Origin of the sequence: Kibdelosporangium aridum, assembly GCF_900176515.1 — a bacterium.
GTDB classification, from domain to species: domain Bacteria; phylum Actinomycetota; class Actinomycetes; order Mycobacteriales; family Pseudonocardiaceae; genus Kibdelosporangium; species Kibdelosporangium aridum.
This window is the reverse complement of sequence record NZ_FWXV01000009.1, coordinates 388,647-412,117: the sequence shown is the minus strand read 5'-3', so window position 1 is coordinate 412,117 and position 23,471 is coordinate 388,647. Positions and strand designations below refer to the sequence as shown.

The window sequence follows — 23,471 nt, the reverse complement described above, 5'->3', positions numbered from 1 at the left end:
CCAGAAATGCCGGGGAGAGGCGCGATCTCCCCGGCCCGCATCGCTATTTCTGGTCGATCACCATCGTGCGCATGTCGATCCGCTGCTCCGGTTTGAGCTCGCCGGTCTCCACCATCAGGTCGACGACGCGCTGGAACCGGGTGGCGTCCGTGCTGGACGGGAAAGTCGGTAACGTCATCAGCGAGGCCACATTCGGCGGCACGCCAACGTATTTCGTCACCACGCCCTCGACAACACTGCGCTGCTGCGCGTCGGCGATGCCCTTGGCCATGGCGCGCTGGAACGCCGCGACAGTCTTCGGGTTCTCCTCGACGAACTTCTTCGACGCGATCCACCCGGACGTCGGGAAGTTCGCCGTGGACCCGCTGAACGGCGACAGGAGTTTGGTCACGCCCTCGTTCTGCAACGTCTGCGTCAGGAACGGCTCGTTCATGATCGCCGCCTGCACGTTGTCGTTCTTGAGCGCGTTGGGCATGTCCGCGAACGGCATCGAGATGTACTGCTCCTTGGTGATCTCGACACCGTTGATCTTCAGCTGGGTGCGCAGCGCGAGTTCGCCGATCCCGCCCTGCGAGCTGACCGCGATCTTCTTGCCCGCCAGATCCGCGATGGACTTGATCGGGCCGTCCTTCTTGACCACCAGCAGGAAGAGGTTCTCGGTTGTCGTGATCGCGTCCGTGACCACCTTCAACTCGGCCACTTTCTTGGCCACCGGCATGATCGCCGGCGGATAACTGCTCAGTCCGATGTCGATGGTGCCGCCGATGACGTTGTCGATGTTGACCGAGCCTTTTCCACCCATGCTCAGCTCGACGTTCAGGCCTTCGGCCCTGAAATGCCCGTTGTCGATGGCGAGGTGGATCGGCGCGGCGTCGATGATCTTGAGTTCGGCGACCTTGACAGTGGTTTTCTCCAGGCCGCCACCCGTCGTACCCTGCGACGATTCAGCGGTTTCGCCGAGCGCACCGCAGCCCCCAGTCGCCGCCGCCAAGGCCATTGCCATGCCAGCAACGGCAAGTCGTTTCCGACGCATGTGAAGTTGTCCTCTCAATGGGTCATCAGCGCAGCACGGCATCGTTCAAGTAGCGCCGAAGAGTAGCGGCACACGTTTGCATTGAAAGCCGCCAAATGCAGTACCCACAATTTTCAAGTAATCACACAATCCACAATATAAAGTGCGACGGTATATAACATTTCTTATTGTTTGCGGCGACAATTGTTGCCGTTGGGTCAACGATCGCGGCCGCCGGGACGGGTCTCGAGTTGCCGATGCCGGACCCAGCGCGCACGCTCAGGCCATGGATGATTTGGCGAAGTGCGACGTCTGCGGCAACGAGTACTGGATGGCGTTCGAGGTCCGGACCGTCAGCGGCGACGTCTACACGTTCGACAGCTTCGAGTGCGCGATCCAGAAGCTGGCGCCGCGGTGCGAACACTGCGAATGCCGGATCCTCGGACACGGCGTGGAAGTGGAGGGCCGGTTCTTCTGCTGCGCGCACTGTGCACGGCAAGGGGCGAGCGGCCTCGGCACGCAAATTCGGGACACGGTCGGCGCCCTACCCGGGTGACCGCAGCCCGCTAAGGCGCGCGCGGTTCGGTTTCCGCAGGGTCAGTCGGTGTCCGGGCGGGCCCGCGACGGCTGCACGCGCTTCGGCTCCCCCGGCATCTTCGGATAGTCCGGCGGATACGGCATCTCCCCGCGCGAATCACTCGCGTACAACTCGAGCAACGACTCGATGCCGAACACCGCCGAATCGATGTCCGCGTGCGCATCGCCCTGCGAGGCAAGCAAATCCGGCACAGTGAAGATATCGAAGTCATCGGGATCCACATCGGACAGTTGGTCCCATGTCAGCGGCATCGAGACGGTCGCACGGGGCGTGCCACGCACCGACCACGCCGAGGCGATCGTCCGGTCCCTGGCCGCCTGGTTGAAGTCGAGGAACACGCGCTCGCCGCGTTCCTCCTTCCACCACGCGGTCGTTGCCAGCGAAGGGATCCGGCGTTCGACCTCACGGGCCAGGCCGATCACGGCGTGCCGCACGTCGATGAAGTCCCACGAAGGCCGGATCCGGACCAGCACGTGGATGCCGCGTCCGCCCGAAGTCTTCGGGTAGCCGGTCAACCCGTTGTCCGCCAACACTTCCCGCAGTACTCCGGCGACCTTCACCGCGTCGGAGAAGTCCGTGCCCGGCTGCGGGTCCAAGTCGACGCGCAACTCGTCGGGATGGTCCACATCGGGGCGTCGCACCGGCCACGGGTGGAAATCGAACGTGCCGAGGTTCGACGCCCACGGGATCACCGCGATCTCGGTCGGGCACACCTCGTCGGCCGCCCGGCCGGACGGGAACTTGATCGTCGCGGTCTCCACCCAGGAAGGCGCGCCCTTGGGTACGCGCTTCTGGTAGAACGCCTCCCCGGTCACGCCGTCGACGTAGCGTTTCAGGGTTGTCGGCCTGTCCCGCAACACTTTCAGCAACGGCTCGGCCACCGAGACGTAGTACTCGACCACCTGGCGCTTGGTGATCCCGCGCTCCGGGAAATACACCCTGTCCGGATTGGACACGCGCACGGTCCGTTCGCCGACTGTCAGCTCGATCGCCTTCGACGCCATGCGGCAACCCTAGGCGTAAAACACCTCGCGTGCGCCCGGTACTTTTAGAGGACCTATCCGCGAGATGAGGACTACCGGTGAAGATGGACAACAGCCCCGCCAGGGGCACTCGTGACCTGCTGCCCGCGACAGTCGCCGTGCGCGACCATGTCCTGGCCCGGATCACCGAGGTCTACCACCGGTACGGCTACCAGCGCATCGAGACCCCAGCCATCGAGAACATCGAGCGGCTGACCGGCGGGCAGGGCGGCGAGAACGAGAAGCTGATCTACAAGATCCTCCGCCGTGGCCTGACCGAGCTGCCGGACAGCCTCGACGAGCTGGCCGACCTCGGGCTGCGGTTTGACCTCACGGTTCCGCTGACGCGCTTCTACGGCAACAACCACGCCGCCCTGCCGGTTCCCTTCCGTTCCTTCCAGTTCGGCCCGGTGTGGCGCGCCGAGAAGCCGCAGAAGGACCGCTACCGCCAGTTCAACCAGTGCGACATCGACCTGATCGGCGAGGAGTCCGTGCTCGCCGAGGCCGAGCTGATCGAAGCCACGACCGACGCTCTCGCGGCCGCGGGCCTGCCTGGCACGACCGTCCGCCTGTCCGACCGCCGGTTCCTCTCCGCGTTGGCCGAGGGCGCCGGGGTTGCCCCGGAGGCACAGGGATCCTTCTTCATCACGCTGGACAAGCTGGACAAGATCGGTTGGGACGGGGTGCGCAAGGAGCTCACCGAGCGCGCCGGGTTCACCGCTGCCCAGGTCGACGGCGTGCAGACGGCGATAACCGCGTTGCAGGGCCTCGATCCGGCCAAGCTGACCGACCAGCTGACCGACGCCGTGCCTAACCTGGCGGAGAACGTCGCCGAGGATCTCGTGACGACCACGACGGCGCTTGCCGAACTGGCCACAACCCGTGAGCTGGGTTGGGAGTTCGACCCGACTCTGGTGCGCGGCATGGGGTACTACACCGGGCAGATCTTCGAGATCAGCCACCCGGGCACGAGCGCGTCGGTGGCCGGCGGCGGCCGCTACGACAAGCTGATCGGCCGGTCACTCGGCAAGGACGTCCCCGCCTGTGGGTTCTCTATCGGTTTCGAGCGGATCGTGAACCTGCTCGACAACGCTCCGCGTACGGACGCTGTCGCTGTGCTGCACGAAGCCGATGTCACCCCGGCGGAGGTACTGGCCGTGGCGCGGCGGCTGCGCGCCGAGGGCCGCCAGGTCACAACGATCAAGCGGCGCGGCAAGTTCGGCACGCAGCTGGGCAGGTTGGAGGAATGGGGATACACCTCTTTCGTCCACGTCCGTTCCGGCGATGTGGCTGACGAGCGCGGTTTGGGGAGCCGGGAATCAAGCTGACCGGCTACGGTGTTGATATGGCAGTGAACGCGTCCCCTGATGAGCCCGCGTCACAGCGGTTTCGCGAGGACCTTGAAGGCCTTGATCCTCATGACCCTGAGGTGAAGGCGTTCGCGGCCCATCTCGAACGGATCGAGACCAGCCGGTCGGGGTACACCGTCGAGGGATACCTCGGCGGGATCTCGGACTTCGCGGACTCGGCGAACCGCCTCGGTGGCCACTACCGGATGCTTGCCCTGCTGTTCATCGGGTTGATCCTGATCGGGGTGGGTGTCGCGGTGTGGGACTCACTGGTGTTCATCCTGACCAGCTTCGGAGGCTAGGTGTCCATGAAGCCCGTTACCGGTGTCACTCCGCGCGTGGTCAAATCCGACCAGGAGTGGCGGGAGCAGCTGACCGCCGAGGAGTACGCGGTACTCCGCAAGGCGGGTACCGAGCGTGCCTTCACCGGTGAATACACCGACACGAAGACTGTCGGTGTGTACGCGTGCCGGGCGTGCGGTGCGGAACTGTTCCGCAGTTCGACGAAATTCGACTCGCATTGCGGGTGGCCGTCGTTCTTCTCACCGCTTGCCGGTGACGCTGTTATTCTCCGCGAGGACGCGTCATTGGGCATGGTCCGCGTCGAAGTGCTGTGTGCGACGTGCCACAGCCACCTTGGCCACGTGTTCGAGGGTGAGGGCTACCCGACCCCGACTGACCAGCGCTACTGCATCAACAGCATCTCGCTGACGTTGCGGCCGGACGACGGCCCGGACCAGCAATCCTAAGTTACCCCCAACACAACCCTAAATCTTAGTCAAGGTGTCTTGCCGGGTGCCCCCGGTACGAAGAAAGTGGTGTCTCCACTTGATTTCCGGCTCTCCTAGGAGAGAGGGGGAAGATCATGGAAGACACTTGGGGAATACCCGAGCCGACGTTCATCGGTATTTATCTGCTCGGGTTTTCGATCGCTTTGCTGTTCGCGTTCGCTGTTCGCATTCTCACTCGTTCGGGTGCGGCCACCACAACCGCACCCATTCAGGCACTGTCGGCACAGGAGCTGGCATGCCTGACCGGGGGTCCGCGGCGAGTGGTTGAGGCCGCGGTCGCGCAGCTGGTCGACACCGGCCAGCTGCGCGCTTCCCGGGACGGTTATCTGCAGCTGGTGGGCAGGTCCGGGGGTGGCGACCCGGTCGAGCGCACGGTCGTCGCCGACGTGAGCAGGCACGGACGCAGGTCGATCTCGATCCTCACGCGCAGGCTGGCGGAGTCCGACGCCGTCGAGGAAGTGGTCGCTCGCCTTGTGGGCGCGGGATATCTGGTGGACGACGAGCTGGCCAAGCGCCGCAAGGTGATCAGCTTGGTCCCGGTGGTCGTCGTGTTCTCGGTCGGAGTCGTGCGGTGGCTTGAGGGGGCCGCCGGCGACAGGCCTGTCGGGTGGTTGACGGTGTTGCTGATCTGCAGCGGGGTGATCGGTTACGCCATGTACCGGCAGGCGATCTGCCCGAGGACGTTCGAGGGGGCGAATGCGGTCGGGCGTGCCTCGGTGACCGCACCTGCCGAGCTGGTGGCGGCAGGTGGGTTCACCAGGCACCCCGACCGGATGATCCGGGACGCACTGACGGGCCGGAGGGGTGTCACATCCGGGGGGATGAGCGGTTGCGTGCCCATCAGCTGCGGCACGGAAGGCAACTGCAAGGGGTAGCAGGGGGAGGTGGGTAGGCCCGGGGACACGCGTCCCCGGGCCTACCCGTACACACAAGAGGGGAGAGGGTCATGGAAAACCCTTGGGGCCTGTCCGGTCCGGAATTCCTGTGGCTGTACATCGGTGGCCTGCTGGTCGCGGGAGTCGTGACTGTGCTGCTGCGCAGGCGGATCCGCTCGGCGTCCACCCAGCGATCGCACGAGCCGCTGACGGTCGACGAGACCGCCTTCCTGTCGGGCGGCTGGGTCCGCGTCGTCGAGTCGGCGCTGGCGAACCTGGTGGAGCGCAACGTGATCCGCGTGCAGCGCAACGGGTTGCTGTATCCGGTCAGCGACACCACGGCCAGGCCGGAGTCGGTGCTGGAGGAGCGGTTGGTCAACCGGATCACCAAGCGGCAGGGACGGCCGCTGCACTACCACCTGGCGTCCATGACCAACCTGCCCGAGTACGAGGCCATCAGCACGTCCCTCGCGGACAAAGGCCTGTACTACTACGGCAGCAGCCGCCGCCAAGTTTTCGTCGCCGCGCTGCCGTTGGTCGCGCTCCTGGTGATCGGCATCGCGCGGTGGATCAACGGCATCAACCTCGGCTTCCCGGTGGGTTACCTGACCGGATTGCTGATCCTGACCGTCATCGCGACTCTGTTCGCGATGCGGGAGATCAAGGCCGGTCCGACCCGCGCGGGCAGGCAGGCCCTCGATGAGCGGGGCAACGCGGTCGAAGCGGCAGCGACCGCAGTGGCCAGGCACGGGATGCGGGGCTACCCGGACGTGACGATCTCCCGGCTTCTTCAAGAGCCGCGGCGGGTGCGGTCATCCCGCAGCCGCGGCTCGGCGTACGCCGGGACCAGCGTTGCGACGTACGGCTTCTTCGGCGGCGGTGGCGGCGATAGTTCCGGTGGCGGCGGAGGTAGCAGCTGCGGAGGAGGAGGCGGCGGTGGTTGTGGTGGCGGAGGCTCCTGAGTGACAGAGTTCTGGCTGCACTTGGGCGTGGTGGTGATCGCGACCATCGCGACACTGGTGCTACGAGCCCGGTTGAGGTCGGTCGACGTGCCGTTGGCCGGCCTCAGCCCGACCGTTGAGGACGTTGCCTTCCTCCAGGCGGGCTGGCAGCGGATGGTCGAGACCAGCATCGTGACCCTCTCGGAGCGCAAGGCGATCCGGATCGGCCGCGAGGGTGTGCTCAGTCTCGGCAGTCGCCGCAACGTCAAGCCACGCACGGAACTGGAACGGGTGATCCTCGGCAGGGTCGAGGCGGGCACTACAATCAACCGCCTGAAAGTCACGCTGCAGCACCATGATGCGATCAAACAGGCAGAGATGTCGTTGGCGCAGCGCGGATTGCTGCTCCGCCTCACGCCCATCCACCTGCTCAAGGCAGCGTCACCGTTGATCGTGGCCGCTGCGCTCGGCGTGGTCCTGTTCGACCCACTGCTGCTGGTCGTCACCTTCGTGGTGCTCATTGCCGCGTTGGTTCCGCAACGCTGGATGCCTTATGAGATAAAGCGGACCACAGCCGGGAGGTACGTGATCAAGACCACCGAAGGCACAGACGCGGCGACTCTGGTCGCGTTGGGCGGGCTCGCGAACTACCCTGGCCCTGTCGCCGCCAAGGCATTGCGAAGCAAGGTGATCGACAAGGACAGCCCTTGGTCCAGCGGCATCGGGTGCGGTTCGGGAGGGGTGTAGCGAATGGACGCTCTCGGAGTGGGCATCGGCTGGCGCTCGGAGATCGACATCACCGTGGAACGGCTGCCTGGCGTGGACTTCGTCGAGGTCGTCGCGGAGAACCTGAACCCGGACCGGCTACCGGAATCCGTTGTGCTGCTGAGGGAACGCGGTCTGCCAGTGCTGCCGCACGCGGTGTCGTTGTCCGTCGGTGGCGCACAACCCGTTGACATGAAACGGGTCGAGCACCTGGCCAGGCTCGCCGACGTGTTGGACGCGCCGGTCGCGAGCGACCACGTCTGCTTCGTACGGGCGGGCGGCTTGGACTCCGGGCACCTGATGCCGGTGCCGCGGACCAGAGAAGCGTTGGACGTGCTTGTCGCCAATGTGAAAACCGTGCAGGCGAACCTGGATGTGCCGTTCGCGCTGGAGAACATCGCGGCCTTGCTGGAGTGGCCGGACGTCGAGCTGACCGAGGCGCAGTTCCTCGGCGAGCTGACCGAGCGGACGGACTGCCTGTTGCTTGTGGACGTTGCGAACATGTATGCCAATGCCCGCAACCTGAACCAGGATCCAGTCAAGCTCCTCGACGAACTGCCACTGGAACGTGTGGCTTACGTGCATGTCGCGGGCGGCGAGGAACACAACGGCGTTTACCACGACACGCACACGCACCCAGTGCTGCCGGAGGTACTGGACCTGTTGGCGGAGTTGGTGAAACGCACCAAGCCGCCGGGCGTCCTGCTGGAGCGCGACGGTGACTACCCGTCCGACGCGGACCTTGCCGCCGAGCTGCAGGCGATCCGGGAACGGCTATGACACAGCCGCAACGAGACCGTCTCGCCGAGCAGCAAGCACAATTGCTGCATGCCTTGCTGGCAGAAGGCCCACCGCCACCGGGATTTGATCCGCGACGACTGGAAGTCGAAGCCAAGGCACTGCGGTCGAAACGGCGGCAGATCGTGGCGATGATCGAGCCGGACGTGTGCGCGGACCTCGAAGACAGATTTGTCCCGCTGTTCACCGAGTACGCCAAGGCGCATCCCCGCAAGGACGGTTCACGGATGCGCGATGACGCGTGGGCGTTCGTGGAATGGTTGCGGGCTGAAGGACATCTGCCGAAGGTGCGGTGGTGGCAGCGAAGGCGTGCAACGAAAAACCGGTGACGCACGTCCAAGAAACGTGAACCGGAATCTCACCGCCGCGCTCGCCCTTGCCTGCACCGTCCTGACCGGATGCGGGTCCACGCTGCAGGGCGCCGGCGTGCCGTGCAGCGGTGCGGCGATCCGGAAGGGCATCTCGCTGGACATCGACCCGGCCTACGCGCCGAAGGTCGGCTCGGCCCGGCTGACCGCATGCTGGAACGGTTCGTGCCAGGACAAAGACCTTGAGCTGTACCCGTCGACCGCTGCCAGCGCGCTGCCGTGCACGCCAACCGGCCCGGACACCGCGTGCGGTGCGCGAATGGAACCGACCGGTGGCAAGAACTCCTTTGCCGACCTGCCGGAACTGCCCGCCGGACCGGTCGAGGTCACGCTGCGGTTGATCGATCCAGCCCGTGCCGAGATCGGCGCGCCACGGCTGACGGTCAGCCCGAAAGTCCGCTATCCGTCTGGTCCGGACTGCGGAGGCGGCACACCGCAAGGTGGCGTACTGGTGTCCCCCGATGGGACGGTCAGCGAACGTCCGTAAACACCCGGTGATCTCTCGCTGGGGAAATTTACTTTCGAGATTGTCCTGTCGAGGACTTGTCACCCCATGGTGGTCCCGATAGCTTGCGGTGACCACTGACAGTGGTTCATCGACTCCATACCGTCGATGTCTGGGGCGTGCGCAGAAAACCGATCGGGAGGTTTTTCAGGTGCATTCAGCCAAGAGACGAGCCGCTAGACGTATCTGCGTCGGGGCTCTCGTTCTGGGGGTGGCGCTCAGCACGGCACAAGTGGCCAGTGCGGCGCCGGTAGCTCAGCCCAACGGCCGGTCGGTCACACTTATCACGGGCGACCGAGTTGTCATGGTCGAGGACGCGTACAGCGTGCACGCCATCATTCCCGGCAAAGGCCGGGAGAAACTCGCATTCTCGACGTACAAACGCGACGGTCACCACTACGTCGTCCCGCAGGACGCTGTTTCCCTTATCGCGCAAGGGCGTGTGGACGAGCGCCTGTTCGACGTGACCCTGCTGTCCGAGTCGGACTACCGCGACGGCGAACGGAACAACACCCTGCCGTTGATCGTGAGCCACGCGCCGGGCGCGAGCATCGCGGGTGCCACCACAACGGCGAACCTGGCCGCGATCAACGCATCCGCGGTCACGGCGACCAAGGGCGGCGCCGCGTGGCAGTCGCTGACCGGCGCGACCGTGAAGAAGGTCTGGCTCGACGGCAAGCGCAAAGCCTCGCTGGACCGCAGCACCGCGCAGATCGGCGCCCCTGCCGCTTGGGACGCTGGGTTCACCGGCGAGGGCGTGAAGGTCGCCGTGCTGGACACCGGCGTCGATCAGACGCACCCAGACCTGGCGACGCGCGAGGTCGCCGAGAAGAACTTCAGCGACTCCCCCGACGCCGTCGACCGCTACGGGCACGGTACGCACGTCGCGTCGACAATCGCGGGCACTGGCGCCAAGGCGAACGGCAAGTACAAGGGTGTCGCGTACGGCGCCAACATCATTGACGGCAAGGTACTCGCCGACGGCGGCTACGGCTACGACTCCTGGATCATCGGCGGCATGCAGTGGGCGGTCGAACAGGGCGCCAAGGTCGTCAACCTGAGCCTCGGCGGCGGAGACACACCGGACATCGACCCGCTCGAAGAAGCCGTGAACACGTTGTCGGCCAAGCACGGCACGCTGTTCGTCATCGCCGCGGGCAACAGCGGTCCCAGGGAGGAGACAGTTGGCTCGCCAGGTAGCGCGGACGCCGCGCTGACCGTCGGCGCTGTCGACCGCGACGAGACCCTGGCCCCGTTCTCCAGCCGTGGCCCGCGTATCGGTGACGCGGCGATCAAGCCGGACGTCACCGCACCCGGCGTCAACATCGCGGCGGCGAAGGCCGCCAACGGTCAGATGGGCACGCCAGTCGCCGACGGTTACGTCGCCGCGTCCGGCACATCCATGGCCACGCCGCACGTCGCCGGTGCCGCAGCCCTGCTCGCGCAGGTGCACCCGGACTGGTCCGGCGAGCAGATCAAGGCGACGCTGACCGCGTCCGCGAAGCCGAACGGCAAGCTCAACGCGTTCCAGCAGGGATCCGGCCGGATCGACGTGGCCAAGGCGGTCACGCAGGCCGTGACGACCACGCCGACCAGCATCAGCCTCGGCACGCAACTGTGGCCGCACGACGACGACCAGCCCGTCAACAAGGGCCTGACCTACCGCAACACAGGCAAGACGGACGTCACGTTCGACGTCACGGTCAACGCGCTCGGCCCGGACGGCAAAGCCGCGCCAGCCGGTCTGCTGACCGCCTCCCCCGCCAAGGTGACCGTGCCCGCCGGTGGCGAGGCCACGGTGACCATCACCGGCAACACCAAGCTCGAAGCGCTGGACGGCATCTACTCCGGAACGCTGACCGCGACCGCGGGTGACCTCACGGTCAACACGCCGGTGGCGATCAACCGCGAGCCGGAGAGCTACACGCTGACCATCAACCACATCGGACTGGACGGCGCGCCCGCGACGGGCTACCGCACCGCACTGTTCGGCTTGGACTCCGGGAAGTACACCTCGGCGTTCGATCCGGACGGCAGCCCGTCACTGCGTTTGCCCAAGGGCAGCTACGCGGTCGACAGTTCGCTGGTCGGCCAGCAGGCCATCAACTGGCTGGCGTTCCCGGCGTTCACGCTGACCGAGGACACCACGATCGACCTGGACTTCCGGCGTACCAAGCCGACCAAGGTGACACCGGTGGATCCGGCGTCGCTGATGCGGCTCGCCGACGTGACGTACCAACGGATCGCGGGCAAGACCAGCTTCGGCTTCGGCTGGGTGCTCTTCGGCGGAGACCTGAGCACGCTGCACACCGCGCACGTCGGTCCCGAACTCTCCCCGCAGGAACTGCTGACCCAGATCAACACCCAGTGGGACACGCCAGCTGGTGACTACTACGGGTTGGCCTTCTACCAACACGGTTCCATGCCGACCGGCTTCACCAAGGCGGTGAAGAAGGAGACTCTCGCGCACGTGCACGGCACCTTCGGGGCGACCGTGCCGGGCAAGTCGGGCCTGCGGTACGCGTTCCCGTACCCGAAGTTCGGTACTGGCCCAGGCGCTTGGGCGGTCTTGCTGCCGGTGAAACTGCCTGGGGAACGCAACGAGTACTACACGACCGAGGATGCGGCCTGGAGCCCCGGTCTGTACCAGCTGAGTGCGGACGGCCGGACCCTTGAGGCACAGCTGGCCAGCCCGGTGAAGGTGTTCCAGGGCGGGAGGACGTACGAGGAGTCGTACAACCGTGGCGTGTTCGCCCCGGTGATGCCGCAGACGCGGTTCCCGAACCAGTACGTCACCCGCACGGAGAACAAGATCTCGGTCAACATCCCGCTGTTCGGTGACGCCTCCGGCAACGCCGGTTCGTCCCTTGTGGACAAGGGGTCGACCGTGCTTTACCGCGACGGCAAAAAGATCGGCGAGTCGCCGAACCCGGCGTACGGCCAGTTCGACGTCCCCGCCGACACGGGCACGTACACACTGACCGCTGAGGCGATCCGCAGTGGCGTCTCGGACGTGTCCACGACGGTCCGCGGTGCGTGGACCTTCCGGTCCGGCCCGGCGGGTGCGGACCCGGTCCGGCTGCCGTTGTCCACCGTGCGGTACACGCCCGCGTTGGACGCGACGAACTCCGCCCCGGCGGGTGAGTCGTTCATCGTGCCGGTGTCCGTGCAGGCGCAGAACAGCGGACAGGGCACGGTGCCCAAGTCGCTGACTGTCGAGGCGTCGTTCGACGGCGGCCAGACGTGGACTGCGGCGACAGTCGTGGCGAACGTGTTCGCCATCGTCCAGCACCCGAACGACGCCACCTCGGTGTCGTTGCGGGCCAAGGCGACCGACCGGGCAGGCAACACCGTCGAGCAGACGATCATCAACGCGTACAAGCTCAACTGACCTGTTCACCCGCGGAGCGGCTTCGGGCCTGCCCCCACACCCGGGGCCGCTCCGCCCCCTTCTTCCGATCTACGTCAACTGACCGATGTCTCTCGTTCATATTCGAGACATCATGCATTCATGCACCGCGACCTCGGCGAACACGACCGCTGGAACCTCGCCGTACGAGCAGGAAGCAGGATCCAGTGGCTCGGCCGGAACCACCGCGAGGATCCCGCGAAAGCTCCGCGTGGCGCGGACCGGGGTGCAGTCGTTACTCGCGTTCCCGCTGACGGTGGCCTTCACCCCGAGATTCTCCAGCCTCACCGGCTTGCCGCGCGACGTCCACGTCGCTGCCCGGCAGCCAGCGCGGCGCCGAAGGCCCCGGCAGCCTTTCACCAGGCGGTGTTCCAGCGCCGGGTGAAAGATCACCTTGCCCGATATTCCACCAGATTCGCGCTGTCCGGGCTTGGCCAGCTGATGCTGGCGTTGACGTCGGCACTGCTGCTGCTCGTGACCGTCGTGCTCGGCTTGCACGTCGGCTCATGGCTGGCAGGCGGCGCGTTGGCGTGGTTCGTGTTCGTTTGGTACCTGCTGCCGTTGCGGAGCAGGGTACGAACCCGCCGATGAGGAAAGTCGCGGATCCGGGGCGGGTGCCAGCCTGAGCCCCTCGCTTCGAACATCTCGACATGGAAACCCCCGACGCTACGACGAGGTGTTCCCAGTGACTTCGGGGTGGCACCCGCATCCGGATCCACGGCCCAAGGTTCTCACCCACGCCTCGCCCTGCTCGCGGCCGCGAGCAGGGCTTCTTCGCGTTCCGCCGCGTCCTCGGCTTTGTCCGGCTGTCGCGGTTTCCGATCTACGTCAGTCGACCGATGTCTCCCGTTCACCTTCGGGACATCGTGTATTCATGCAACCCCGACACAGCATCCAAGACATCGAGCACGAACGCTGGAACTTCGCCATGCGCGGCGAGAGCCGGATCCAGCGGCTCGACCGCAACTACGGCGAGATCCTGCAAGAGCTGCGTGTTGCCCAGACTGGGGTGCAGTTACTGCTGGCGTTCCTGCTGACCGTTGCCTTCACGCCCCGGTTCGCCAGCTTCACGGACTTCCAGCGCGATATCTACGTCGCCAGCCTGGTGCTCGGCGCGGCGTCCAACGCGCTGTTGATCGCGCCTGCGGCCTTCCACCGCGTGGTGTTCCGGCAACGGCTGAAAGAACAGCTGGTCCGGTATTCCAACAGGTTCGCGCTGTGCGGGCTCGGCCTGCTGATGCTGGCGCTGACCTCGGCTCTGTTGCTCATCTTGACCGTCGTGCTCGGCATGCATGCGGGTTCGTGGCTGGCCGGCGGCGCCTTGGCGTGGTTCGTGTTCTTCTGGTACGTGCTTCCTTTGTGGCACCGGGTGCGTTCCCGCCGGTAGAACACTGACCGCAGCCCGGATCCGGGCGCGGGTTTCAGCCCCCTGGTCGTGCCCCCGACGCTCTTGATCAGGTGAAATCCGCACCCGGATCCGTGGCCTACCGCATCGCGGACGCAGCAGTGGGCTTCAGCCTCAGCCCTTGACCGTCGCCAGCGAACACCGTGACGAACATCTGGTCCTCGCGTACCGGCAAACGCGGGTAGGTGTTCTGGGCGGCAAGAGGTTTGAAGCGCATGACCGGCTCCGCCACATCCACCGGCGTCGGCGAGATCACGGCGGTGTACTGCCCGCACGCCGACGCCGGTGGCAAATCACCGATGGGCTCAAGCAGCAGGACATCGTCCGAGTCGAGCATGGTCGCGTTCGCGGCGCGGCCGTGCGTCTTCCAGGCTTCACCCTGTTCGTAGAACGCGATCAGGGAGGCCTTGCGGCTGTCCATGTCGGGGAAACCTCTGAGCCACACGAACTTGTCGGGGTTGTCGAGGTCGTAGAACAGACCGATCAGCGTGATGCCGACGGCCTCCTGGGTGTCGATGAAGTGCCGCTCGAAGATGTCGACGAGCGTGTCACGGGCACCTGGCTTGAGGGTGTACTGCCTGAGTTCGACGATCATCCGTGCATCTTCGTGTGCCAGTCGGCGCCGGACGAGTAGCCGGTTTGCCGACATCCGCAAGTTTCCGGCCAACTCAGCCGGACGCGCGACGGCTGGCCTCCCGCGCGATGTCGGTCCGCGAGTTCACGCCAAGCTTGTTCAAGATGTGTGACACGTGCGTGCCCACAGTCCGCGGTGACAGGAACAACCGGGCCGCGATCTGCCTGTTGGTCAAGCCTTCCACCACGAGTGCGGCGATCTTCGACTCGGTCGGCGTGAGGCTTTCCCAGCCGTGCGTGGCTTTCTTGTGCGCGACCCTCGGCGCTCGCCGGATCCCGGCCGCCCGTTGCACCGCCGCCAGCCGCGCGATGTCCCACGCGGCAGCCAGGTCCTCGTAGACAGCGGTCGCTCTGGCGAAGGCGGCACGCGCGGAACTCGAGTCCCCGGTGGCGACAAAGGCCGTCGCGGCCGCCTCGAACGCCTTGGCCTTGAACAGCGGCCGCTCGGACTCCCCCGCGGCCGCGAGCAGCATCGTGGAGTCCTGGTCGACCAAGCCACGGCAGTACAACGCGGCCGCGTGCCAGCGCGGTGAAGAGTCCACAAGCGACTCGATGCGGGCGGTGGCAGTGGTCGCCGTGCCAAGGTCGCCGACCTGGACGGCCAGCCGGACCGCGTCCGGGAGCATGTCCTCGATCTCGGTCTTGTCCGCCAGCCCGTCGACCAGTTCGGCGAGGGCCGCCACGGGATCACCGGAGTACTCCGCGTCCAGGCTGCGGGCCAGGCAAAGCTGGGCGACCGCACGCAACCCGACCTGGTCGGCATAGGGCGCCGCAGTGGCGAGATGCCGCCGTGCGGTCTCCGGGTCGTCGCGGTGGAAGCAGATCGTGGCCGCGATGCCGTGGTCGCAGCAGACCACGCTCGGGTCCTTCACCTCGGCGGGCAGGGCGTCCACCTCGGCCAGCGCGTGGTCCCAGCCGCCGGTCTCCAGCAGCAGCTGGCCCATCGCGCTCTGTGCCTGGGTCAGCCTGACCAGACTGCCGGTGCGTTCGGCCTCCTGGCGCATCTGGCCGGCCACTTCGATGGCCTCGTCGTACCGGTCGAGATCGCCGAGCGTGACAGCCTGGTTGATCCGCACCAGCAGCCGCAGATCGGTCAGTTCCGGATCATCGCCCGCGACCACGAGAGCCCGTTCCAGGAAGGCAAGCGCTTCATCGCTCGCACCGCGCATCATCGACACGAGAACCAGCACGTGCAACGCCCACGCCGTCGCCCAGCGGTCGTCGGTCTGGTCCAACGCCTCGGTCGCGAGAGCTTCCGCTTCGTCGACTCGGCCGAGCCCTCTGTTCGCGCGGGCCGCCAGCACAAGCAACCTCGCCCGGTGCACCGACGGCAGACCGGGCGTCTGCAAGGCGGCCTGCAACGCCTCCAGTGCTTCCGCGGGCCGCCCGGCGAGTGACCGGCACTGGGTCATGATCCGATGCAGCTCGACCAGCCGATCCGGCGGAGGATCGTCGCTCAGCGCACGATCGGCGACGACGGCAGCCTCAGCGGGCTCTCCCATCCGGTACAGCGCGTCAGCCAACAACTCCGGACACGTGTTCGTACGCCGGAGCAGTTCAACAGCGACCTTCGGAGCGTGACCGACGAGCGCGGGCGCGGCCTTGTCCAGCCACCGAACCACCCACTGCTCATCGGTGACGGCGGCAGGCAGCATCTGCCTGGCGACGCGGTCGACCGGAGCACCGGCCTCGACCAATGCCTTCGCGGCGTCCCGGTGCCACGCGGCTCGCACAGCGACCGGAAGCTGTTCGTACAGGGCGATTCTGATCAGCGGATGCCGGAAGGCCAGCAAATCGCCCGCTTCGGTCAGGATCCCCGAGGCTCGTGCGTCCTCGATCGCGGGCACCAGCTGCGCGGTGGTCTGGCCGGATACCACCGCCAGGTCGCCGACAGAGAAGTCCGTGCCCAGCAAGGCCGCCACCCGTAGCACCTCGAGCACCTGCGCCGGCAGGAAACCGAGCCGCTCGGTGATCGCGGCCGACAACGACCGCGGTGTGCGTTCGACCGTTGTTTCAACCAACCCGGATTCGGTCGTGTACAAACGCCCGCCACGCTCCAGCGAGCCCACCAATTCCGTCAGGTACAACGGGTTTCCAGCCGCGCCCGCGGCCAGTCTGCGCAGCCTCTCACTGGGTGTGCCACCGGCCAGCTCAGTCAGCAGCGTCTCGATCTCGGTGTCCGCCAGGCGACTCAGGCGGATCCGGTCGGCCGCCGGAATGGTCCGGCGCAGCGAGATCAGTTCGGCACGCCGGGGCACCGGTCGCATGATCCCGATGAACAGCAACGGGATCTGCTGGACCAGCCGCGCCAACCTGCCGCACAGCGAGACGGTGTGCCGATCCGCCCACTGCAGATCGTCGACCACGAGGATGGCCGGACCATCCGTGCACAGTTCTTCCAACAGTGCCAACAAATGCTCAGCGATGGCAGTGGCGACGTCCATGCCATGGCCGATCGTGGTCTCACCGCGCAACAGCCGTGCGATGTCCTGCCGCCGGGCATCCGCTGCGCTGTGCACCCGCATGCCGTCCAGCAGCGGCATCAGCGGCAGGTCTTGGCCGAGCTCGTCACCCGAACCCCAGTGCACGGGAAAAGGTGTTGCCGCACAAGCGGTCCGGACCAGCATGGACTTGCCGATGCCCGGTTCACCCTCGACGAGCACCGCTTGACCGCGACCGGTGGACAGGGCACGCAGCCACCCGGAAAGCCGGGCCAGCTCCGCACCCCGGCCGACGAGTGCTCCTGGCCGCGACATGATCGGAATAATACTGGGTGAACACGATCTTAACAATGCTCATTAGCCAGCCTAAGAACAGTCATAGAATTGTTCGCACCGCTCAGCTCTGTTCACCTTTCCGGCGCGCAACCAATCGTTGGGCAATTATTTACTGCGCGCTCCACCGCCGATTACTGACGCACTGCCACTCTGTAGTCACTATTTCGTCCGATCTCCACAAGTCGGCGTGCGGAGGAATCATGCGGACACAAACTCGTATCGCGATGGTGCTGGCGGGTGCGGCAGCCGTCGCGGGACTGGCGATTTCCGGCGCGGCCACCGCCATCGCGGCACCGGGCCCCGACGGCATGGGCTATGACGTGGCCTGCGAAGACGGGATGGGCTACGACTGCGGTACCAGCACAGACGGCATGGGCTACGACTGATCGACCACGACTCAAGCGATAAAGCCCGAATGGTTTCACCACCATTCGGGCTTCGCGCTGCCCGGAACAGGCGAACCGTGCGCCCAATTCGGCTGCGCCCCAGGAAGCGAGCCGGGCATACGAATGTGAGTGAGCAGTCCAAATGGGCTGGGCGTTGTGGTCAGCAGATCGTCGACAATCAGCCGCTTGCCGTTCACTTCTGTTTTCCCGAGTTCATCGAGCCATAACCCGGTCCGGGCGAGCGCCACCTTCACCAGCCACGAGCCGCCGGTTTCCATCCGCCTGCGCAGCGCGGTCAGCACGCCATAAGCCGCCAGCCAGCCGGTGCCGTGATCAAGGAACTGCGCAGGCAACGGCACCGGCGGATCTCCGGCCGCGATCCCGCTGGCCAGCTGCGCCAGGCTGTCGAAGCCCCTGCGCGTTCGCCACGGCCCTTCCCAGCCCCACGCGGAGATCTCCACGACGACGATCCCCGGCCGCATCGCCGCCAGGTCCGCTGGGCCGAAGCCCTTGGCCGCCAACGAACCCGGCCGGAACGATTCGATGAACACGTCCGCGTCGGCACGCACCAAGGCGCGTAACGTGTCCGCTCCTTCGGCCGTACGCAGATCGATGAACGTCGACCGTTTGCCGAACTGGGTGTCGAGCAGGATCGGCCGCACCACGGGCAAATGCTCGGCGCCCACGTGCAACACGTCAGCCCCGTGCGCGGCCAACGTCCGGCCGCAGACCGGTCCGGCGATCACGTGCGTCATGTCCAGCACCCGCACGCCAGACAGCGGCCGGTCTGCTTTGGACAGTTGAATCGGCGGCGCGTCGCCGATCTGTTCGATCGACAGCAAAGGCAACCGCCGCAAGGCAATACCCTGCGGATGAGCCGCCCACTCCTCGCGGGAACGCTGCGCCGCGGCCGCGCCTCCGGCGGCCACAACGGCCTGCTCGACGTCAATCGCCTTGCGGGAGGCCACTCCGGCGGCGAAGTCAGTCCCCACGACTTGCATGGCCGCGTCGCGGTGATGCGGGTAGTTGCAGTGCAGCCGGACCCAGCCGTCCGCGGCCTTGTAGTTGCCCGTCAACGGGTCCTCGCCGCCGGCCGGTTCACCGTCCACCCGCAGGTATCGCTCGCTGCGGAAATGCGCGGCCGCGTGCCGCACATCCACGCTCACCGGCCCTGGATCTCCGCCACGTGCGGCGAAAAGGTCAGCCGCGGCCTGCGTCGTCGCGTGCACGCAAGCCGCAGCCGCTGAACCGACGCGGAATCGCCCAGGCAGCACCGGATCGTGCGCCGCCCACGGCGACGCGTCGATCCCTGTGCCGATCAAGGCAAGTTGGCGACGAGCTCGGCCGCGGGCAGCCGCGTACCGGTGTAGAAGGGGATCTCCTCACGCACATGCCGACGTGCGGTGCTGCCGCGCAGGTGGCGCATCAGGTCCAGGATCCGGTGCAGTTCGTCCGCCTCGAACGCCAGCATCCACTCGTAGTCGCCGAGGGCGAAGGACGCGACGGTGTTGGCGCGCACGTCCGGGTAGTCGCGGGCCATCTGGCCGTGCTCGGCCAGCATCTTGCGACGCTCCTCGTCCGGCAGCAGATACCACTCGTAGGACCGGACGAACGGGTACACGCAGACGTACTTGCGAGCCTCCTCACCGGCCAGGAACGCCGGGATGTGGCTCTTGTTGAACTCCGCGGGCCGGTGCAGCGCGACCTGGCTCCAGACCGGTGTGGACGCCCGGCCGAGCGCGGTGCGGCGCAGCCCGGTGTACGCGGCCTGCACCTGCTCGATCTCCTCGGCGTGCCACCAGATCATGTAGTCCGCGTCCGCCCGCAGGCCCGCCACGTCGTACACGCCACGAACCGTGACACCTTTGCCTTCGAGGGCGTCGAGGTAGTTCTGCGCCTCGGTGGCCGCCGGGCCGCGGTCGTCGGGCAGCTTGCCCGGTTCGATCCGGAACACCGACCACATCGTGTACCGGATCGTGTCGTTGAGTTCGGCGTAGTTCAGGCGAGCCATGCCTACATCGTGGCACGGGCGAGGGGTTGCCTGCGCAGCACGTACTCCACCAATGTGACCAGGACCTCCTTGGCGGATTCCCGGTCACGCGCGTCGCACATCGCGATCGGCACGTCCGGGCCGATGTCCAGCGCCTCGCGCACCTCGGACAGCTCGTAGCGGGCGGCCCCGTCGAAGCAGTTCACCGCGATCACGAACGGCACGTCGCGCTTCTCGAAGAAGTCGATCGACGGGAAGCACGTGTCCAGCCGCCGGGTGTCGGCGAGCACGACCGCGCCGAGCGCGCCGTAGGCCAGCTCGTCCCACATGAACCAGAACCGGCCCTGCCCCGGCGTGCCGAACAGGTACAGGATCGCCTGGTCGTTCAGCGTGATCCGGCCGAAGTCCAGCGCGACCGTCGTCGTCCGCTTGTTCTCGATCCCGACCAGGTCGTCGACGCCGATCCCCGCCTCGGTGAGCAGCTCCTCGGTCGACAGCGGGGCGATCTCGCTGACCGCGCCGACCATCGTGGTCTTCCCGGCACCGAACCCACCGGCGATCAGGATCTTGACCGCGCTGGGCATCTCCTCAGAGCCGTCGGACACCATCGAGCACCGCCTGCAGTAGTTTCATGTCTGGCACCCTGACATCGCGTGTGGGGTTGCGGGCTATTACTTCACGCTGCTCGATCAAGTCCGACACCAGGACCTTGACCACCACGATCGGCACGTTCATCCGAGCCGCGAGCTCGGCTATCGACAGCGGCTGGTGGCACAGTTCGAGGATCGCCACGTAGTCGGCGTCCAACGCGACCGTGTCGATGACATCCTTCGCCGCGACCACAAGCGTGATCATGTTCAGATCACGGTTCGCCGGCCGGGTCCGTCCACGCGTCATCGCATAGGGACGGACCAGCGGACCGGCCTCGTCGTCCACCCAGTTGTCGCGGCCGGCGGTCATGACGTCGGCACGCCGAGGTGCTCGACCCGCGGTGACGCGTTGAGCACCGAGCCGACCTGTTTGACCAGCAGGTTCATCTCGTAAGCGATCAGGCCGACATCGGCGTCCTCCTCGCCGAGCACCGCGAGGCACGTGCCCTGGCCCGCTGCGGTGACGAAAAGGAAGGCGTGTTCCATCTCCACGATGGTCTGCCGGACCTTGCCGCCGCCGAACTGCCTGCCGGTCCCGCGGGCCAGGCTCTGGAACGCCGACGCGACCGCCGAGAGGTGCTCACCGTCCTCTTTGGACAACGCGGCTGACCGGCCGACGAGCAGCCCGTCCGCGGACAGCACGACCGCGTGCCGCGCCCCGACCACCCGGCCGACCAGGTCTTCGAGCAGCCAGTCGAGGTCCGCCCCTGAGTTCGCCTTCTTCATTCAGTTCTCCCCTACTGATCCTCATCACGAGCGCGCCGGGTCTGGTACTGGAAAGCCGACATGATGCTGCGGATCTCCTCGGGCGACCGACCTCCTGCCGGGTCGTCGTCCTCCGGGCGCATCGGCGTCATCTCTCTGAGCTGCGGCGCCAGGCTGGCCTGTCTGCGGCGACGGGGCAACGCCGGCTTCTCCGGTGTGCCCGCGTCAGGTGCGGCGACCGGCATGATCCCTGGCGACGTCTGCCCGGTTGACATGTGCTGCACATCTTGCACACTCGGCTCGGGCTGTGCTGGTTCAACCATGTCTTCTTCTGGCCACGCTGGCTCGGGTTCCGCCCAGCCGCGCATCCAGTCGTGTTCCCCGGTCGCGACCTGGCCGGCTTCCTCCGCCTCGTTCTCAGCGGGGGTTTCCGCGGGCTGGAACAACGAAACCCGGAACGGCAGCACGTCGTCGACGTAGTCCGGATCCGGCGACGCGGCCCGGGCGGAGGGCACGGGCTCGAACGGCGAGGTGTCGTCCTGGTCGGCCTCGACGAGCAGAGTCGCCGGGATCAGCACGATCGCCCTGGTGCCGCCGTAGGAGGACGAGCGCAGCTCGACCTTGATGCCGTGCCTGGCCGCGAGCCGGGCGACCACGAACAGGCCGAGCCGCGGGTCGCCTTTCAGCGCCATCGCCTCGAAGTCCGGCGGGTCGGCCAGCACCAGGTTGTGCCGGTCGCGTTCGTCGTCGTCCATGCCAAGGCCGTTGTCCTCGACCTCGACCACGATGCCCTTGGCCGCCGGTTCACCGGACAGCCTGACCTGCGCCTGCGGCGGCGAGAACGACGTGGCGTTGTCCAGCAACTCCGCCAGCAGGTGCATGGTGTCCGCGACCGCCGAACCGACCAATGACACGCGTGGCACGCCTTGCAAGCGGATTCGCTTGTACTGCGTGGTTTCCGCGACCGCACCGCGCAGGATGTCAGCCAGCAGAACCGGTTTGCGCCACGCACGGCCGGGCTGCTGACCACCGAGGATGATCAGGTTCTCGGCGTTGCGCCGGGCGCGGGTGGCCAGGTGGTCCAGCGTGAACAGCGCGTCGAGCTGCTGCGGGTCCTCCTGCTCGCGCTCCAGCTTGTCGAGGATCTTCAGCTGCCGGTGCACCAGCGCCTGGCTGCGGTGGGCGATACCGAGGAAGACGTTGCGGACACCGGCACGGGCCTGTGACTCCTGCACGGCCGCCTCGACCGCGGTGGCGTGCGCGGCGTTGAACGCCCTGGCGACCTGACCGATCTCGTCCTTGCCGAAGTCCAGCAGCGGCAGTTCGTTGTGCACGTCGACCTGCTCGCCGGTGCGCAGCCGGGACACGATCGGCGGCAGCTTCTCCACGGCCAGGTCAAGCGTCTCGTACCGCAGCCTGGTCAGCCTGCGTGCGGTGGAGCGCATGATGCGCAGCGCGGCGATGATCACGATCAGGGCGACGAGCAACGCGATGGCGCTACCGATGATCGCCTGAGTCAGGCTGGCGCTGGACTTCTCGTCGGCCAGCCTGGCCGAGTCGGCGAATTGCCGGACGCCCAGCTGCTCCAGATCGGCGTAGACCTTTCCGGTGACGTCCCGCCACTCTTGATCACTCACCGGAGGCGCGGCGAGCTGTCCCTCGGTCCGGTTGCGGCCAGTGACCACAGTCCAGGGGCCTTGATTGATCAAGCCGTCCTCTGCGGCGGTCAGCCGTTTCCAGTCCTCGCCGGCGCGTATCTCCTGGTAGGCGGTCCGCACCTCTTCCGAACCGTTTTCTGTGGACAATTCGAGCTGCTGCCGATAAGCGCCCGATAGCCGGGTGAATTCGATGTGGTCGGATTGATTCAGTACACCGGTAGTAATTGCGCCGCCGACCACCGTGCCCGCTCGTGACATCAGGTCCGCCGCGCGGAACAGCGAAGTCACCTCGACACCACTGAACGCGGTCTGCTGATCGGGCACCGCACGGGCCATGGTCTCGAAAACCGTCATGCTGACGTCGGCGAGTTTGTTGTAAAAACCGTACAATTCCGGCCGGCCGATCGCCTTGGTGTCGGCCTTGCCGCGGATGTCGGCCAGTTCGTCGAGCGCCCTGGTGAAGTCGGCGTAGCGATCCCGCACCACCTGCGGCGAGTCCGGCAGCAGCGGCTCGACCAACGTGCGGACGTCGCGCACGGACACGTCGGTCTGGTTGCGTTTGTCGGCCAGCTCGGCTCCGGAACCTGACGCGGACAAGCTCTGCGCGCGTTCCGCCTGCACGGCGGCGAGCGCGCGGACCGCCTTCGGCATGGTCTCCTGCATCGCTTCGCTGACCGCGCGTAAGTAGATCGCGTCGTACAGCCGAGGCATGCTCACAGCCAGCCACATGACAACCAGAGCGACTGCGGAAAACACCACGACCGCGGTCAGTCGCGTCCGGATAGAGCCGTGGCCCTGGTGCCGGTCACCCAGAAATCTCACGATACTCCACCG

25 protein-coding genes are annotated in these 23,471 nt (G+C 66.6%); 15 read left to right on the top strand and 10 right to left on the bottom strand.

Annotated elements, in window-relative coordinates; translation table 11 throughout:
* Nucleotides 1-43: 43 nt before the first annotated feature.
* On the bottom strand, nucleotides 44-1,033 hold the full coding sequence (locus B9C43_RS40150; RefSeq protein WP_033391980.1) for an ABC transporter substrate-binding protein: 990 nt from the start codon (nucleotides 1,031-1,033) through the stop codon (nucleotides 44-46).
* 274 nt (nucleotides 1,034-1,307) lie between these two features.
* Between B9C43_RS40150 and B9C43_RS40145 the strand changes: the two genes are divergently transcribed.
* Nucleotides 1,308-1,568 (top strand): Prokaryotic metallothionein, encoded by a 261-nt coding sequence (locus B9C43_RS40145; RefSeq protein WP_143446944.1) that lies wholly within the window; start codon nucleotides 1,308-1,310, stop codon nucleotides 1,566-1,568.
* 41 nt (nucleotides 1,569-1,609) lie between these two features.
* Here B9C43_RS40145 and ligD read toward each other — a convergent pair whose 3' ends face one another.
* Entirely contained in the window at nucleotides 1,610-2,614 is a 1,005-nt protein-coding gene (gene ligD, locus B9C43_RS40140) for a non-homologous end-joining DNA ligase (RefSeq protein WP_084432641.1), read from the bottom strand.
* An 83-nt stretch (nucleotides 2,615-2,697) separates the two neighbouring features.
* On the opposite strand from ligD, the gene hisS reads away from it, so the two are divergent.
* The 13 genes from hisS to B9C43_RS40080 all read left to right on the top strand — a co-directional run bounded on the left by hisS (nucleotide 2,698) and on the right by B9C43_RS40080 (nucleotide 13,820).
* Nucleotides 2,698-3,960, top strand: coding sequence for a histidine--tRNA ligase (gene hisS, locus B9C43_RS40135; protein WP_084432796.1), 1,263 nt, complete (start codon nucleotides 2,698-2,700; stop codon nucleotides 3,958-3,960).
* 17 nt (nucleotides 3,961-3,977) lie between these two features.
* Nucleotides 3,978-4,283, top strand: a complete 306-nt coding sequence (locus B9C43_RS40130; protein WP_033391977.1) for a hypothetical protein — start codon at nucleotides 3,978-3,980, stop codon at nucleotides 4,281-4,283.
* Between the two features lie 6 nt (nucleotides 4,284-4,289).
* The gene (msrB, locus tag B9C43_RS40125; protein ID WP_084432640.1) at nucleotides 4,290-4,730 is read left to right on the top strand and encodes a peptide-methionine (R)-S-oxide reductase MsrB; all 441 of its coding nucleotides are present in this window, start codon (nucleotides 4,290-4,292) and stop codon (nucleotides 4,728-4,730) included.
* A 209-nt stretch (nucleotides 4,731-4,939) separates the two neighbouring features.
* Nucleotides 4,940-5,647: a TIGR04222 domain-containing membrane protein gene (locus tag B9C43_RS40120; RefSeq protein WP_407657152.1), complete on the top strand. Its 708-nt coding sequence runs from the start codon at nucleotides 4,940-4,942 to the stop codon at nucleotides 5,645-5,647.
* Nucleotides 5,648-5,718: 71 nt separating this feature from the next.
* The gene (locus B9C43_RS57845) at nucleotides 5,719-6,609 is read left to right on the top strand and encodes a TIGR04222 domain-containing membrane protein (protein ID WP_084432636.1); all 891 of its coding nucleotides are present in this window, start codon (nucleotides 5,719-5,721) and stop codon (nucleotides 6,607-6,609) included.
* A complete protein-coding gene (locus B9C43_RS40110; RefSeq protein WP_084432634.1) occupies nucleotides 6,610-7,335 on the top strand; it encodes a TIGR04222 domain-containing membrane protein in 726 nt (241 codons plus the stop codon).
* 3 nt (nucleotides 7,336-7,338) lie between these two features.
* The gene (locus B9C43_RS40105) at nucleotides 7,339-8,133 is read left to right on the top strand and encodes an MbnB/TglH/ChrH family RiPP precursor modification enzyme (RefSeq protein WP_084432632.1); all 795 of its coding nucleotides are present in this window, start codon (nucleotides 7,339-7,341) and stop codon (nucleotides 8,131-8,133) included.
* Entirely contained in the window at nucleotides 8,130-8,480 is a 351-nt protein-coding gene (locus B9C43_RS40100; RefSeq protein WP_084432630.1) for an SCO6045 C-terminal-like domain-containing protein, read from the top strand. The genes B9C43_RS40105 and B9C43_RS40100 overlap by 4 nt, the downstream gene beginning before the upstream one ends.
* A 16-nt stretch (nucleotides 8,481-8,496) precedes the next feature.
* Entirely contained in the window at nucleotides 8,497-9,006 is a 510-nt protein-coding gene (locus tag B9C43_RS40095) for a hypothetical protein (RefSeq protein ID WP_084432628.1), read from the top strand.
* A 322-nt stretch (nucleotides 9,007-9,328) separates the two neighbouring features.
* The gene (locus B9C43_RS40090) at nucleotides 9,329-12,415 is read left to right on the top strand and encodes a S8 family peptidase (protein ID WP_084432626.1); all 3,087 of its coding nucleotides are present in this window, start codon (nucleotides 9,329-9,331) and stop codon (nucleotides 12,413-12,415) included.
* A gap of 85 nt (nucleotides 12,416-12,500) precedes the next feature.
* On the top strand, nucleotides 12,501-12,818 hold the full coding sequence (locus tag B9C43_RS59725; RefSeq protein ID WP_327224400.1) for a DUF6328 family protein: 318 nt from the start codon (nucleotides 12,501-12,503) through the stop codon (nucleotides 12,816-12,818).
* Nucleotides 12,707-13,024, top strand: coding sequence for a DUF6328 family protein (locus B9C43_RS59720; RefSeq protein ID WP_268811609.1), 318 nt, complete (start codon nucleotides 12,707-12,709; stop codon nucleotides 13,022-13,024). The genes B9C43_RS59725 and B9C43_RS59720 overlap by 112 nt, the downstream gene beginning before the upstream one ends.
* Nucleotides 13,025-13,307: 283 nt before the next feature.
* Nucleotides 13,308-13,820, top strand: a complete 513-nt coding sequence (locus B9C43_RS40080; RefSeq protein WP_084432624.1) for a DUF6328 family protein — start codon at nucleotides 13,308-13,310, stop codon at nucleotides 13,818-13,820.
* Nucleotides 13,821-13,917: 97 nt separating this feature from the next.
* Here B9C43_RS40080 and B9C43_RS40075 read toward each other — a convergent pair whose 3' ends face one another.
* Together B9C43_RS40075 and B9C43_RS40070 are read right to left on the bottom strand one after the other, a co-directional pair.
* Nucleotides 13,918-14,433: an NIPSNAP family protein gene (locus tag B9C43_RS40075; protein WP_084432622.1), complete on the bottom strand. Its 516-nt coding sequence runs from the start codon at nucleotides 14,431-14,433 to the stop codon at nucleotides 13,918-13,920.
* 73 nt (nucleotides 14,434-14,506) lie between these two features.
* Nucleotides 14,507-17,227, bottom strand: a complete 2,721-nt coding sequence (locus B9C43_RS40070; protein ID WP_084432621.1) for a helix-turn-helix transcriptional regulator — start codon at nucleotides 17,225-17,227, stop codon at nucleotides 14,507-14,509.
* Nucleotides 17,228-17,448: 221 nt separating this feature from the next.
* Here B9C43_RS40070 and B9C43_RS56040 point away from each other — a divergent pair, with 221 nt between their 5' ends.
* The gene (locus B9C43_RS56040; RefSeq protein ID WP_143446921.1) at nucleotides 17,449-17,634 is read left to right on the top strand and encodes a hypothetical protein; all 186 of its coding nucleotides are present in this window, start codon (nucleotides 17,449-17,451) and stop codon (nucleotides 17,632-17,634) included.
* Between the two features lie 35 nt (nucleotides 17,635-17,669).
* Here B9C43_RS56040 and B9C43_RS40065 read toward each other — a convergent pair whose 3' ends face one another.
* Genes B9C43_RS40065 through B9C43_RS40040 form a run of 6 tightly spaced genes read right to left on the bottom strand, consistent with a single transcriptional unit; the run spans nucleotide 17,670 to nucleotide 23,459 of the window.
* Nucleotides 17,670-18,956 carry a CoA transferase gene (locus B9C43_RS40065; RefSeq protein ID WP_084432619.1) on the bottom strand — a complete coding sequence of 429 codons (1,287 nt, stop codon included), beginning with the start codon at nucleotides 18,954-18,956 and terminating at the stop codon, nucleotides 17,670-17,672.
* Nucleotides 18,953-19,645: a hydrogen peroxide-dependent heme synthase gene (hemQ, locus tag B9C43_RS40060; protein WP_084432617.1), complete on the bottom strand. Its 693-nt coding sequence runs from the start codon at nucleotides 19,643-19,645 to the stop codon at nucleotides 18,953-18,955. The genes B9C43_RS40065 and hemQ overlap by 4 nt, the downstream gene beginning before the upstream one ends.
* Before the next feature lie 2 nt (nucleotides 19,646-19,647).
* Complete coding sequence (locus B9C43_RS40055; protein ID WP_033391960.1) at nucleotides 19,648-20,232, bottom strand: GTP-binding protein; 585 nt, start codon at nucleotides 20,230-20,232, stop codon at nucleotides 19,648-19,650.
* Nucleotides 20,213-20,584, bottom strand: a complete 372-nt coding sequence (locus tag B9C43_RS40050) for a DUF742 domain-containing protein (protein ID WP_033391959.1) — start codon at nucleotides 20,582-20,584, stop codon at nucleotides 20,213-20,215. The genes B9C43_RS40055 and B9C43_RS40050 overlap by 20 nt, the downstream gene beginning before the upstream one ends.
* On the bottom strand, nucleotides 20,581-21,000 hold the full coding sequence (locus B9C43_RS40045) for a roadblock/LC7 domain-containing protein (protein WP_033391958.1): 420 nt from the start codon (nucleotides 20,998-21,000) through the stop codon (nucleotides 20,581-20,583). Before B9C43_RS40045 ends, B9C43_RS40050 begins: the two co-directional genes overlap by 4 nt.
* An 11-nt stretch (nucleotides 21,001-21,011) precedes the next feature.
* Nucleotides 21,012-23,459, bottom strand: coding sequence for a sensor histidine kinase (locus tag B9C43_RS40040; RefSeq protein ID WP_143446920.1), 2,448 nt, complete (start codon nucleotides 23,457-23,459; stop codon nucleotides 21,012-21,014).
* Nucleotides 23,460-23,471 lie beyond the last annotated feature (12 nt).